The organism is Pseudomonas sp. 2725 (assembly GCF_050434585.1).
In the GTDB taxonomy this organism is placed as follows: Bacteria; Pseudomonadota; Gammaproteobacteria; order Pseudomonadales; family Pseudomonadaceae; genus Aquipseudomonas; species Aquipseudomonas jessenii.
The window spans coordinates 490,452-503,408 of record NZ_JBNDIV010000002.1 but is presented as its reverse complement, the minus strand read 5'-3'; the positions used below and the strand labels follow the sequence as shown (position 1 = coordinate 503,408).

The window sequence follows — 12,957 nt, the reverse complement described above, 5'->3', positions numbered from 1 at the left end:
GGAGGCTGCATGGCCTTTCACCCAATAGCCGCTGACGATGACGACTCCTGCGGAGTCGGCGTTGCGCGCCAATATGCCTGGATCGTCTTTGCCCTGACGTTCGGTCTGTTGATTTCCGATTACATGTCGCGTCAGGTACTGAACGCGGTATTCCCTCTGCTCAAGACTGAGTGGGCGTTGAGCGACGGACAACTGGGTCTGCTTAGCGGCATCGTTGCCCTGATGGTCGGCCTGCTGACATTTCCCCTGTCGTTGATGGCCGACCGCTTCGGTCGGGTCAAGAGCCTGGCGCTGATGGCTTTCCTGTGGAGCGTAGCGACCCTGGGTTGTGCGCTGGCTCAGGACTACCAGCAGATGTTCATTGCGCGGTTCATGGTCGGCGTCGGCGAAGCCGCCTACGGCAGCGTGGGCATCGCGGTGGTGATTTCGGTGTTCCCCAAACACATGCGGGCCACCCTGGCCAGTGCCTTCATGGCTGGCGGCATGTTCGGTTCGGTGTTGGGCATGGCTTTGGGCGGTGCGATTGCCGCCAAGCTGGGCTGGCGCTGGTCGTTCGCCGGCATGTCGCTGTTTGGCCTGGTGCTGGCGATGCTCTATCCGCTCATCGTCAAGGAAGCGCGCATAGCGCCACGACGTGCCGCGCAGATTGCGAACAAGACGGCTGCCGCGGTCAAGCGTCCGCTGCGCACGCTGTGGTCCAGCCGTTCGGTGGTGTCGACCTACATCGCCAGCGGCTTGCAGTTGTTCGTCGGTGGTACGGTGATGGTGTGGATTCCCAGCTACCTCAACCGCTACTACGACATGCCTACCGACAAGGCCGGTGGCATGGCGGCAGTCATCGTGTTGTGCAGCGGTGCGGGGATGATCCTGTGCGGCATGCTCAGCGATCGCCTGTGTCGGAACTCGCCGGAGCGCAAGGTCAGCCTGGCCATTGGTTTTTGCCTGGGCAGTTGCCTGTTGCTGTCGGCAGCGTTCGCATTGTCGGCAGGGCCTGTGCAACTGGCGCTGATCTGTCTGGGCATGGCGATTGCCACCGGCACCACCGGCCCCGCCGGTGCGATGGTTGCCAACCTGACCCATTACTCCGTCCACGGTACGGCGTTCGCCACGCTGACCCTGGCCAATAACCTGCTGGGGCTGGCACCCGGGCCGTTCCTGACTGGCCGTGTGTCCGACCTCATCGGCCTGCATGCCGCTTTCCAATTAGTGCCACTGGTCAGCCTCGCGGCGGCAGCGGTGTTCTTCTATGCCAAGTGTCATTACCAAAAAGATATCGCCCGGCTTGAGGGTCAGAGCGTGCCTGAGCCCGTCAGTGCAGCCGGGATAGAGGTGAAGTTGTGAGTCGTCGTTTACGTATTGATGTGTTTTTCGATTTTATCTGCCCCTGGTGCCTGATCGGCAAACGCCAACTGGAGCATGCGCAGGTGCAGTTTCGCAGTCGCCACCCGGATGTGCAGATCACCACGGTGTGGCATGGCGTGCAGTTGCTGCCCCAGATACCGGTAGAAGGTGAACCTTTCGCCGATTTCTACCGCAAGCGCCTGGGCAATGCCGACGCAATGACCATGCGCCAGAATCAGGTACAGCAGGCTGCCGGGGCGGTTGGACTGGCCATCGACCTCAGCCGTATCGAGACGATGCCCAACACCGCGGACGCCCATCGCTTGTTCGAGCGTGCCAGCGCACTGGGCAATGCCAGTCAGCGTGAAATGTTGCTCGAGCGACTGTTCGCCGCTTATTTCCTGAGGCGCGAAAACCTCGGTTGCCGTGAGACCTTGCTTGCCATTGCCCGCTCCTGCGGCGTCGCTCCGGACGGGGTGCTCGATTGCCTGAAGGGCGATGCCACGCCGTTTGAAGGATCCCCCGACGCGACCAGTGGCGTGCCGAGCTTCAAGTTCGACAACCGCATGACGGTGATCGGCGCACAACCTGCTCAGGCGCTGCTCGCGGCCATGACCGAAGCCCTCAAGGAAAGTGATCGCGAGCGGCAGCCAGCATGACCCGACGCATTCCCGTGCCAGCCGGCAAACACCCGCAGGCTGGAGGCCGGGCGCTGTTCGAATTCGAAGACAAAAGCCTGGCGCTGTTCAACGTCGACGGGCAGTTGTTTGCCATTGACGACAGCTGCCCGCACCAGGGCTCTTCCCTATGCGGGGGGCGTCTTGAAGGCCGGGTGATTCAATGCCTCGCCCATGGTTTGCGCTTCGATTTGCACAGCGGCTACCTGCTCAACTCCAGGCAGGTCAAAGTCACCAACTACCCGGTCGAGATCATCGACGGCCAGGCGTTTATCGTCATCGCATCCGAGGAGTCCGCGCCATGAGCGCCATTGCTCTTACCCGTATCCATAGTCGCACGCGCGAACTGGCACCTGGGTTTATCGTCAGTCTGATTGTCGCGGCCGCCGCGTCGTTCTTGTCCGAGCACTACGGTGCGCCGGTCATGCTGTTTGCCTTGCTGTTGGGCATGGCCCTGAATTTTCTCGCCGATGACGGCCCCTGCAAGGCCGGTATCGAGTTCACCGCCCGCACCGTGCTGCGCATCGGCGTGGCGCTGCTGGGCATGCGCATCACCCTGGAGCAAATGGCCGCGCTGGGCTGGAAGCCGATTGCACTGGTGGTGATCCTGGTAGTGGTGACCATCAGCGTGTCTGTGATCGCCGCCAAGGCCCTGGGCTTCCAGCGCCTGTTCGGCATGCTCACCGGCGGCGCGACGGCCATCTGTGGCGCTTCGGCGGCCTTGGCGCTGGCAGCGGCGCTGCCGAACCATCCGCAGAAAGAGCGGGCGACCCTGTTCACTGTCATCGGCGTTTCGGCGTTGTCGACTCTGGCGATGATTGTCTATCCGATGATCGCCAACTGGCTGCAGTTGTCGCCGCAGGTGGCGGGTGTGTTCCTCGGCGCCACGATCCACGACGTGGCCCAGGTGGTCGGCGCCGGCTACAGCATGTCGACCGAGACCGGCGACACGGCCACGGTGGTCAAGCTGATGCGCGTTGCGATGCTGCTGCCGGTGATCGTCACTGCGGCGATGATCACCCGCATGCAGGGCGCCGATCCGACCGGCAAGCGCCCGCCGCTGTTGCCGTGGTTCGCCGTCGGCTTTCTGATCCTGGCCTGCATCAACAGCACCGGATGGATAGCGCCTGCGGTGCAGGGATCGGTCAACGAACTGTCGCGCTGGTGCCTGGTGATTTCCATCAGTGCCCTGGGCATGAAGACCCGCTTGCGCGAACTGGCAGCGGTCGGGATCAAGCCGATTCTGCTGATGGTGGGGGAGACGGTGTTCCTGGTCGTGCTGGTGCTGTTGTTGCTGCGCTGGGGGCTCTGAACATCGGCCAGGATCAAAACCTGTAGGAGCGAGCCTGCTCGCGAAAAACCCAAGAGCACCGCGGGGCATCTGGTTTTACGCGTAATCGTTCACGACCATCGCGAGCGAGCTCGCTCCTACAGGATGTGCGTAGATCCCTGTAGGAGCGAGCCTGCTCGCGAAAAACCCAAGAGCACCGCGGGGCATCTGGTATTACGCGTCATCGTTCACGACCATCGCGAGCAAGCCCGCTCCCACAGGGATTGCAGTTCCAATCTCGCGCTTTCGGCGACTGTACCAGCAGTCGCCGTTTTTTTTTGCCCTGCTGTCAGGACGGTTTCGCCCCAGCCTGTTTCTGCGCACGCCACGTCGCCGGCGGCATGCCGAACTGGCTGATGAACCAGCGGGTAAACGAGCTCGCCATCGAGTAGCCGAGCATGTCGGCAATGCGGCTGAGGGAGTAGTTGGGGTTGTCCAGGTAACGCAGCACCAGGTCGCGGCGCACGTCGTTGATCACGTCGTTGAAGGCGCAGCCGTCGTCCTTGAGGCGGCGTTGCAGGGTGCGCACGTTCATGCCCTGGCTCTGGGCCACCTGCTCAATGGTGGCGCGTCCCATGGGCAGCAGCAGGTAGATGGCCTTGCGCACCTCGAACAGCATCGAGGCGCCTTCGTGGTTCTGCAGCGAGTCGAGGTAGCCTTGGGCATAGCGGGCCATGGCCGGGTCTGCGTTGGGGTTGGTCATGTCGAGGCTGATGTCAGGGCAGACGATGCCGTTGAACTCGCTGCCGAACTCCAGGTTGCAGCCGAACAGCCGGCGATGCAGGTGCAGGTTGTCCGGTGGCTGGTGCATGAAGTTGACGCTGTAGGGATGCCAGTGTGAGCCCAGCAGGGCCGAGCACAGCCGGAACATTACACCGATGGCCAGCTCCGTGGCCTGGCGGCTGGGCATCGGCGTTTCGGTGACCACCTCTTCGCGAATGATCACCATCTTGCCGGCCTCCTCAATGAAGATGGCCAGCGAGTCATTCATCAGGTGCCGGTAATCCACTACGACCTGCAAGGCATCGCGCAGCGTGCGCTGGTGGCTGAGCAGCAGGCTGACCACGCCGAAGTCCGAGAGCTGGCGCGATTCGGCCATGCTCAGGCCGAAGGTCTGGCAGCCGCTGGCGGCGGCCGAGTCTTCCAGCAAACGGACGGCGGCATCGATATGGATGCGGTGTTCAGGGGCTTGCAGTTGGGCCCTGCTCAAGCCGACTGCGGCCAGCACGTCGCGCGGGTTGAAACCCAGGTACTGGGTGACCTCCAGGTAGTTGGTCAAGACAGCGGCGCGAACAAGCTTGGTCATGCGAAAGTCTTCCCTGTGCCGATGGCGGTTGGCGTGAGCGTGGCGACTATATCCAGCGTATCAACAGTTGAACAGTTGTCATGTCGTTGATGGATTTCATGCCATACGGTCACCAATCTTCTACGCTGCATGGAGCCATCAGCGCTCATCCGTTGATTACAGTGACCTTGCGCCAACCTGCGGGGATTTTCGACCAGTGGTCGCACTGTCCTGCTGTCGGACAATTTGTCATCAAAAGAAAAGTGCATGACGTCCAATGTAAAGCGCTTCGGGTGGGCGCTCTTTAATGTCGACACTACAAAAAGCCCCTGGCGAAAACAGCCAGTCGAGTTATCGAGAAAGCGAAGGTGTTGACCGTGGACAAACTGCAAACTGCCGCCACCATTCTGATCGTTCCGGGTCTGCGCGAGCACGTGGCCGAACATTGGCAAACATTGCTTGCCGCCAGGCTGAGCAACGTGCGCAGTGTTGCGCCGCTGGAGACCGACAAACTCGATTGCATGGCCCGTGTGCGGGCGATTCAACACGAACTCGAACAAATCGACGGCCCCGTGATTCTGGTGGCCCACAGCGCCGGCGTGCTGATGGTCGCGCACTGGGCTGCGCACTACAGCCGTCCGATCAAGGGCGCTTTGCTGGCCGCGCCACCGGACCTCGATGCGGTCTGGCCGTCAAACTATCCGTCTTCCGAAACCCTGCGTAGCCAGGGCTGGAATCCTCTGCCACAAGGCCCGCTGCCATTTCGCAGCATCGTGGCCGGCAGCACCAACGATCACTTGGCCAGCCTTCCTGCGGTCACCCGCATGGCAGAAGGCTGGGGCGCCGAATTGCTCAATCTGGGCGATGTCGGCCACCTCAATCCGGCCGCAGGATTTGGCCACTGGCAGCAAGCTGAAGCACTCATCCTGGAGCTCGATCGCTAGTACAAGGAGCTGGACTGGCAGTACGCCAACCGGCATTTGCCCTCATTCCTTAAACGCAAACCCATCAATGTTTGCGCGAGGGCGGCTGCGCTTAAAACAAAGACAAAAAAGCGGAGACAACGCAATGCACAACAATAAGAGTCACGGCTTCACCGCTCCACGCTACACCTTGCTGGCCTCAGCCATTCTTGCGGCAACGGTACCTGCGGCCCATGCGGTCGAGATCGAGACGGGGAATCCGGACTGGAACGTCCGCGTGGATAACACCATCAAGTACAACTATGGCGTGCGCACCGAAAGCGCCGACAAACGCATGTTGGGAACGCCGAACAATAACGACGGCGACTACAACTTCCGCAAGGCCGGGACCAACATCACCAACCGTATCGATCTGTTGACCGAAATGGACGTGGTCTACAAGAACGCCATGGGCTTTCGCGTCAGCGCCGCCAGCTGGTACGACAAGGCCTATGACAACACCGGCTCCAACTCCAACCCGTTCGTCAACGGCAATGGATCGACCTCGGGCCTGATCGCCAATGACCCGCGCCTGGCCGGGGTCACCCGTGACAACGTCGGCAACGGCAGCTCGCACCTGAGCAATTATGCCCAGCGCTACTACAGCGGTCCTTCGGGCGAAATCCTCGATGCCTTCGTGTTCTACAGCACCGAAGTGGGCGAGGAGTCGATGTTCAGCGCCAAGGCTGGTCAGCACAACGTGTTCTGGGGCGAGACCATTCTCAACCCGGTGCACTCGGTCAGCTATGGCCAGTCCGGCCTCGACCTGGCCAAGCTTGCCGCGTCGCCGGGTACCGAGGCCAAGGAACTGTTCGTTCCGCGTAACCAGTTGTCGATGTCGTTCACCGTCAATCCCGAGCTGACCGTGGGCGCCCAGTATTTCCTGAATTGGGATGCCGCGCGTCTGCCGGAAGCGGGCACTTATTACGGTGGTTCCGACCTGGTCGGCTTCGGCGCGCAATCGTTCCTGTTGGGCAACACCAACGCCGTGGTACCGGGCAGCCCGCTAGGTTGTGGCCTGGCGCCGTGCAACGCCTTGACCAATGTGCGTCGTGGCAAGGATCTGACTCCGCATGACAGCGGTGACTGGGGCGTCATGGCCAAATGGTCGCCGGCCTGGCTGGATGGCACCCTTGGCGTTTACTACCGCGAAACCTCGGAAATCCTGCCCCAAGCCTATCTGGACGCCAGGGGCATTACCTCGGCCAACCCGAACGGCACCCGTCCGGCGGGGCAAGTGCCAGCGGTGATCAACACCCTCAATTCGCTGGACACCGCCACCTATCAACTGGCCTATGCCGACAACATCAAGATCCTTGGCCTGAGCTTGTCCAAGGACGTGGGTGGCGTGAGCGTGGGTTCGGACCTGAACGTTCGTCACAACATGCCGCTGGCCAGTATCCCGGCGATCGTCAGTACCCGCAGCCCGCTGGGCCTGGGGCAAGGGCTTGGTCTGCTGCCTGCACGTACGGACGCCACTGGTGTGGTCTATGACACCCCGAGCCGTGGCGACAGCATGAGCGCCACAGGCGACACCCTGCACTGGACGCTCAACGGTCTGATGACCCTGCCGAAAACCCCGGTGTTCGATCAGGCGACTGTGCTTGCCGAGCTGTACTACAGCAACCTGCTCAAGCTCGATAGCAAGAACGAAGCGCTCTACAAGGGTAAGGACAGCTATCGCGGCATCGACGCGCCGACCCGTGACAACTGGGGTCTGGCGGTCAACTTCACACCGACCTGGTACCAGGTATTCCCGGGTGTCGATCTCAACGCGCCGATGTCCGTCAACGTCGGTCTCGACGGTGTGTCGCCGGTCTCCGGTGGCGGTGCCAAGGACACCGGCAACTATGCCGTGGGCGTGGGTGCCATTGTCTACAACAAATACTTTGTCGACCTGAAGTACGTGGACTCCTTTGGCGAAACCGACAAGTGCAACGTCAGCGGTGTGAGCACCGGCTCCAAGGGCGGTGACGGCTCCACCCCGAACGCCTTTAGCGGCAACGAAAACTACGCCTGTTACGCCGGTGGCTACTCGTCCTTCTCCGGAGGTGGTGCCACGACTGAGGACCGTGGCGCCGTGTACCTGACGATGAAAACAACATTCTGATTCACCACTGATTTGCTCAATGCAAGCAGGAGAATAACAAGATGAAATTTGTAAAAACCGTGTTGGCCGCTTCGCTGGCCATGGTCTTCGCCGCTCAGGCACAGGCTGCTGTTTCAACCCAGGAAGCTGCCAAGTTGGGCACCAGCCTGACACAGGTAGGGGCTGAAAAAGCCGGGAACGCTGATGGTTCCATTCCTGCCTACAACGGTGGCCTGACCACCCCGCCGGCCAGCTTCAAGGCCGGCGACAGCATGCGCCCGGACCCGTTTGCCAGTGAAAAGCCGGTACTGGTGATCGACGGCAAGAACGTCGACCAGTACAAGGGCATGCTCACGGCGACCACGGTAGAACTGGCCAAGCGTTTCCCGACGTTCCGTGTCGACGTGTTCCCGACGCACCGCACCGTTTCGCTGCCTCAAGCGATCCTGGATAACGGCGTGAAGAACGCCAGCGGCGCCAAGTCCCTGGAAGGTGGCCTGGCCATCGACAACGTGCTGCCGGGCATTCCGTTTCCGATTCCGCAGTCGGGCAATGAAGCGATGTGGAACTTCCTGTTGCGCTACCAAGGCGTCAGCATCAGTTCCAAGTACGACTCCTGGAACGTTGACTCCGCGGGCGTTCCGAGCCTGGCGACCACCGGGCAAGCGAACATCTCCTACCCGATCTATGAAAACCTCTCGCAGCCGATCAGCAGCGCCGACGTGTACTACCAGATGAAGCTGGCATACACCGGCCCTGCGCGCCGCGCCGGTGAGGCGATCATGCTCAAGGATGCCGCCAACCCGTTGCAGCAACCGCGTCGCGCCTGGCAGTACTTGCCGGGGCAGCGTCGAGTGAAACTGGCTCCGAGCCTGGCTTACGACACGCCAAACCCGGGTACCGCCGGTGCGGGCACCTACGATGACGTGTTTGTCTTCAACGGTGCGCTGGATCGCTACGATTGGAAGCTGGTGGGCAAGCAGGAAATGATCGTGCCCTACAACACTTACAAGCTGACCTACGTGCAGGATCCGAAGTCGCTGACCACCGCCAATCACCTTTCACCTGACTTCGTACGCTGGGAAAAACACCGTGTATGGGTCGTGGAAGGCAACCTCAAGGCCGGTGCTCGTCACATCTACCAGAAGCGCCGCTTCTACCTCGACGAAGACAGCTGGACCGCTTTGGCCTCGGATCAATATGACGCTCGTGGTCAGCTCTATCGCGGTTCCTTCGCCTTCCTGAGCCAGAGCTATGACAAGCAGGTTCCGGACTCCACGCCGTTCATGATCTACGACCTGGTCGGTGGTTCCTACAACATCAACGGCGTAGTCGGCCCTTACGGCGGCATCAAGTACATCGAGCCGCTCTCCAAGGCCCAGTGGTCTTCGGAATCCCTGGCCGGCGCCGGTATTCGCTAAGCCAACCGCAACAACGCACCCGCACGGTCGGGTGCGTTGTTGTAGGAGCGAGCTTGCTCGCGATGGACGAGTGGGCGACGCGGGTGTCCAGACAGCACGCGTCATCGTTAACGCCCATCGCGAGCAAGCTCGCTCCTACAAACGGCATGACCTGCACGGCGCAAGGTTTGAACGTCAGGCACACGGATGTGTGTCCCGGCGCGGTTTTCCGAAGAGGACGCAGTATGTGTTCGTATAAAAATAATATTTTGCAGCTGGCGTTTGGCGTTGTGCTCGGCCTGTCGCAGGGCATCGCCCAGGCGGCCGATTACGTCGATGTACTGGACCTGCCCGCCAGAGTCAGTGCCTTGGCGATCAACAGCCCGTTGTCCGGCATGACCCGCGCCGGCGGGCGCGTGATTGCCGTCGGCCAGCGTGGCCATATTCTGTTTTCCGATGATTCGGGAAACCACTGGCAACAGGCCGCCGTACCGGCCAGTGCCGACCTCACTGCGGTGAATTTTCCGACCACCACCCAAGGCTGGGCGGTGGGTAATGACGGCGTGGTGCTGCACAGCAGCGACGCCGGCGCGACTTGGCAAAAGCAACTCGACGGTCGTCAGATCGGCGCCTTGCTGGTCAAGCATTACACGGCGCTGGCCAGCGCCGAACCGGGCAATGAGCAATGGCCCCAGTTGGCCATGGAAGGCCAACGACTAGCCGATCAGGGCGCGGACAAACCGCTGCTCGGCGTCTGGTTCGCCAACGACAAAACCGGCTATGTGGTCGGGGTATTCAACCTGATCCTGCGTACCGACGACGGTGGCCTGACCTGGACGCCATTCCAGGACCGCACCGACAACCCCCAGGGTTTCCATCTCAACGCCATCGCCTCTACCGGCGACAGTGTGTACATCGCGGGCGAGCAAGGCCTGCTGCTCAAATGGGACGACAGCGCCCAACGCTTCAACGCGGTACCGACGCCTTATCAAGGCAGCTTCTTCGGCGTGCTCGGCAAGCCTGGCGAAGTGCTGATCTATGGCCTGCGCGGCAACGTGCTGCGCAGCACCGACGGCGGCCAGAGCTGGACCGCACTGGACACGGGCCTGCACGTCAGCATCACCGCAGGCCTGATCGATGCCCGTGGCAATTATCGCTTGTTCACCCAGGGCGGGCAGATGCTGGTCAGCCAAGGGACGGGCGCGCAGTTGCATCTGAAGCAGCAACCGGCGCCGACCCCGGTCGCCGGCGCCACCCAGTCCGCCAATGGCGCCTTGGTGCTGGCCGGCAGCCGTGGTGCCCGGACGCTGTCCGCCGATCCAGCCCTCGAACCCTAAGAGCGAGAACCCAGACATGGGCAATATCAAACAAGACGCCATGCCGGTGATCCGCGAACTGCGGGATTTCGACCACCGCTCCGGCAACCTCCTCGAGCGGCTGGTGTTCAACTACCGCCCGCTGTTCATGCTGCTGATGGCGCTCGCCACCGTGGTGCTGGGCTTCATGGCCGTGACTCGCCTGGAGTTGCGCCCAAGCTTCGAAAAAATGATTCCCCAGAGCCAGCCCTACATCCAGAACTTCCTGGAAAACCGCCAGTCGCTGCGCGGTCTGGGCAACTCGGTGCGCGTGGTGGTCGAGAACACCCAGGGCGATATTTTCGATCCCGAATACCTGGACGTGCTCAAGCAGGTCAACGACCAGCTGTTCCTCACCGAAGGCGTCGACCGCGCCTGGATGAAGTCGCTGTGGAGCCCGGCCGTACGCTGGACCGAAGTCACCGAGGACGGTTTCCAGGGTGGCCCGGTGATGCCCGACACCTATTCGGGGCAGCCTGAGCAAATCGAACAGTTGCGCCAGAACATCTCCCGCGCCGGTGTCGTCGGCAGCCTGGTAGCCAGTGATTTCAAGTCGACCATGCTGATCGTGCCGCTGATGGACAAAGCCGCCGCCGGCGGTCAACGCATCAACTACCACGCCTTCTCGCAGATGCTCGAAGAGCAGTTGCGCGACAAGATCGAATACGCCGGTGACAGCGCTGCGCGTAAATCCGGGGTAGAAGGCACTGGTCAGTACAAGGTGCGGGTGATCGGCTTCGCCAAATTGATGGGCGACCTGATCGACGGCCTGATTCAGGTGATGATGTTCTTCGGCCTGGCCGTCGTCACGTCGCTGGTGATCATCTACGCCTACACCCGTTGCGTGCGCAGCACCCTGTTGGTGGTCGGCTGCTCGCTGGTCGCGGTGGTCTGGCAACTGGGTATCGTCGCCTGGCTCGGCTACGCCATCGATCCGTACTCGGTGCTGGTGCCGTTCCTGATCTTCGCCATCGGAGTGTCCCACGCCGCGCAGAAGATGAACGGCATCATGCAGGACATCGCCCGCGGCACCCACAAACTGATCGCTGCGCGCTACACCTTCCGCCGTCTGTTCATCGCCGGTGTCACCGCATTGCTGGCCGATGCCGTGGGCTTCGCCGTGTTGATGCTGATCGATATTCCGGTGATCCAGGACCTGGCGATTACCGCCAGCATCGGCGTCGCCGTGCTGATCTTCACCTCGCTGTTGCTGATGCCGGTGGCGCTGTCCTATGTCGGTGTGGGCGCGAAAGCCGCCGAGCGTGCGCTGAAAATCGACAATCGCGCCGAACACCACAAAGGCTTCGGCAAACTGTGGGACCTGCTCGACCGCTTCACCACGCGCAAGTGGGCCACCGGTGCCGTATTGGTCGCAGTGTTGATGGGCATCGGCGGTTTCATGGTCAGCCTGAACCTGAAGATCGGCGACCTGGAAAGCGGGGCGCCGGAGTTGCGCGCCGACTCGCGCTACAACCGCGACAACGCCTACATCACCAGCCACTACGCGCTGTCCAGCGACCTGTTCGCTGTGATGATCAAGACCGCGCCGGAAGGTTGCCTGAACTACAAGACCCTGGTGCTCGCCGACCGCCTGGCCTGGGAGCTGCAACAGTATCCGGGCGTGCAGGCGACCGCGTCCTTGGTCAACGCGGTACGGCAGATCACTGCCGGTACTTATGAAGGCAACCCCAAGCTCAACAGCATCCAGCGCAACCAGGACGTGCTCAACTACGCCGCCCAGCAAGCCTCGGTCAACTCGCCGGAGCTGTTCAACACCGACTGCTCGCTGATGCCGGTGATCACCTTCCTCAAGGATCACAAGGCTGAAACCCTCGATGCCGTGGTGGCGATTGCCGACAAGTTCGCCAAGGAAAACAGCAGCGAGGATCGCCAGTTCCTGCTCGCCGCCGGTACCGCCGGGATCGAGGCGGCGACCAACATCGTGGTGCGCGAAGCCAACCGCACCATGCTGCTGTACGTGTATGCCGCGGTGACGCTGTTCTGCCTGATCACCTTCCGCAGTTGGCGGGCCACACTGGTGGCCCTGTTGCCGCTGGTGCTGACCTCGATCCTCTGCGAAGCCTTGATGGTGGCCATGGGTATCGGCGTAAAAGTCGCGACCTTGCCGGTGATCGCCCTCGGGGTGGGCATCGGCGTCGACTACGCCTTGTACCTGCTCAGCGTGCAATTGCACTTCCAGCGCCAGGGCTTGCCGCTGTCCCAGGCCTATCGCAACGCCGTGTCCTTCACCGGCCGGGTGGTCGGGCTGGTGGGCATCACCCTCGCCGCCGGTGTGGTGTGCTGGGTCTGGTCGCCGATCAAGTTCCAGGCCGACATGGGCATCCTGCTGACCTTCATGTTCCTGTGGAACATGCTCGGCGCGCTGATCCTGATTCCCGCTCTGTCGTACTTCCTGCTGCGCGAGCGGGCACCCAAGCCCGGTTCTGTCGCGGCAACCGAAAACACCGAATCCACTGAACGTCCCGGCATGCCCCATGCCGTGACCACTTCCGAGTAA

Annotated in this window: 10 protein-coding genes; 9 read left to right on the top strand and 1 reads right to left on the bottom strand. The window is 61.8% G+C overall.

Features of this window, described 5'->3' with window-relative positions; all coding sequences use genetic code 11:
• The first annotated feature begins 9 nt into the window (after positions 1-9).
• Genes ABIE16_RS06530 through ABIE16_RS06515 form a run of 4 tightly spaced genes read left to right on the top strand, consistent with a single transcriptional unit; the run spans position 10 to position 3,330 of the window.
• Complete coding sequence (locus ABIE16_RS06530) at positions 10-1,341, top strand: MFS transporter (RefSeq protein ID WP_057716328.1); 1,332 nt, start codon at positions 10-12, stop codon at positions 1,339-1,341.
• Positions 1,338-2,000: a DsbA family oxidoreductase gene (locus ABIE16_RS06525; RefSeq protein ID WP_154947348.1), complete on the top strand. Its 663-nt coding sequence runs from the start codon at positions 1,338-1,340 to the stop codon at positions 1,998-2,000. The genes ABIE16_RS06530 and ABIE16_RS06525 overlap by 4 nt, the downstream gene beginning before the upstream one ends.
• Positions 1,997-2,323 (top strand): Rieske (2Fe-2S) protein, encoded by a 327-nt coding sequence (locus ABIE16_RS06520; protein WP_057716326.1) that lies wholly within the window; start codon positions 1,997-1,999, stop codon positions 2,321-2,323. Before ABIE16_RS06525 ends, ABIE16_RS06520 begins: the two co-directional genes overlap by 4 nt.
• Positions 2,320-3,330: a YeiH family protein gene (locus tag ABIE16_RS06515; RefSeq protein WP_349733625.1), complete on the top strand. Its 1,011-nt coding sequence runs from the start codon at positions 2,320-2,322 to the stop codon at positions 3,328-3,330. Before ABIE16_RS06520 ends, ABIE16_RS06515 begins: the two co-directional genes overlap by 4 nt.
• Positions 3,331-3,637: 307 nt before the next feature.
• On the opposite strand, the gene ABIE16_RS06510 is transcribed toward ABIE16_RS06515, so the two are convergent.
• Complete coding sequence (locus ABIE16_RS06510) at positions 3,638-4,654, bottom strand: AraC family transcriptional regulator (RefSeq protein ID WP_057716324.1); 1,017 nt, start codon at positions 4,652-4,654, stop codon at positions 3,638-3,640.
• Positions 4,655-5,010: 356 nt separating this feature from the next.
• Between ABIE16_RS06510 and ABIE16_RS06505 the strand changes: the two genes are divergently transcribed.
• The 5 genes from ABIE16_RS06505 to ABIE16_RS06485 all read left to right on the top strand — a co-directional run bounded on the left by ABIE16_RS06505 (position 5,011) and on the right by ABIE16_RS06485 (position 12,957).
• Entirely contained in the window at positions 5,011-5,577 is a 567-nt protein-coding gene (locus tag ABIE16_RS06505) for an RBBP9/YdeN family alpha/beta hydrolase (protein WP_057716669.1), read from the top strand.
• A 124-nt stretch (positions 5,578-5,701) separates the two neighbouring features.
• A complete protein-coding gene (locus ABIE16_RS06500; protein WP_102669165.1) occupies positions 5,702-7,705 on the top strand; it encodes a DUF1302 domain-containing protein in 2,004 nt (667 codons plus the stop codon).
• A 41-nt stretch (positions 7,706-7,746) separates the two neighbouring features.
• Positions 7,747-9,105, top strand: a complete 1,359-nt coding sequence (locus tag ABIE16_RS06495; RefSeq protein WP_057716322.1) for a DUF1329 domain-containing protein — start codon at positions 7,747-7,749, stop codon at positions 9,103-9,105.
• Between the two features lie 224 nt (positions 9,106-9,329).
• Positions 9,330-10,421, top strand: a complete 1,092-nt coding sequence (locus ABIE16_RS06490) for a WD40/YVTN/BNR-like repeat-containing protein (protein ID WP_218494974.1) — start codon at positions 9,330-9,332, stop codon at positions 10,419-10,421.
• 16 nt (positions 10,422-10,437) lie between these two features.
• Entirely contained in the window at positions 10,438-12,957 is a 2,520-nt protein-coding gene (locus ABIE16_RS06485; protein WP_429520741.1) for an efflux RND transporter permease subunit, read from the top strand.

What these genes read in the sequence shown, in the direction of transcription:
- ABIE16_RS06530 (WP_057716328.1), top strand. Translation starts at nt 10, where the DNA reads ATGGCCTTTCACCCAATAGCCGCTGACGATGACGACTCCTGCGGAGTC.
- ABIE16_RS06520 (WP_057716326.1), top strand. Translation starts at nt 1,997, where the DNA reads ATGACCCGACGCATTCCCGTGCCAGCCGGCAAACACCCGCAGGCTGGA.
- ABIE16_RS06515 (WP_349733625.1), top strand. Translation starts at nt 2,320, where the DNA reads ATGAGCGCCATTGCTCTTACCCGTATCCATAGTCGCACGCGCGAACTG.
- ABIE16_RS06510 (WP_057716324.1), bottom strand. Translation starts at nt 4,654, where the DNA reads ATGACCAAGCTTGTTCGCGCCGCTGTCTTGACCAACTACCTGGAGGTC.
- ABIE16_RS06500 (WP_102669165.1), top strand. Translation starts at nt 5,702, where the DNA reads ATGCACAACAATAAGAGTCACGGCTTCACCGCTCCACGCTACACCTTG.
- ABIE16_RS06495 (WP_057716322.1), top strand. Translation starts at nt 7,747, where the DNA reads ATGAAATTTGTAAAAACCGTGTTGGCCGCTTCGCTGGCCATGGTCTTC.
- ABIE16_RS06490 (WP_218494974.1), top strand. Translation starts at nt 9,330, where the DNA reads ATGTGTTCGTATAAAAATAATATTTTGCAGCTGGCGTTTGGCGTTGTG.
- ABIE16_RS06485 (WP_429520741.1), top strand. Translation starts at nt 10,438, where the DNA reads ATGGGCAATATCAAACAAGACGCCATGCCGGTGATCCGCGAACTGCGG.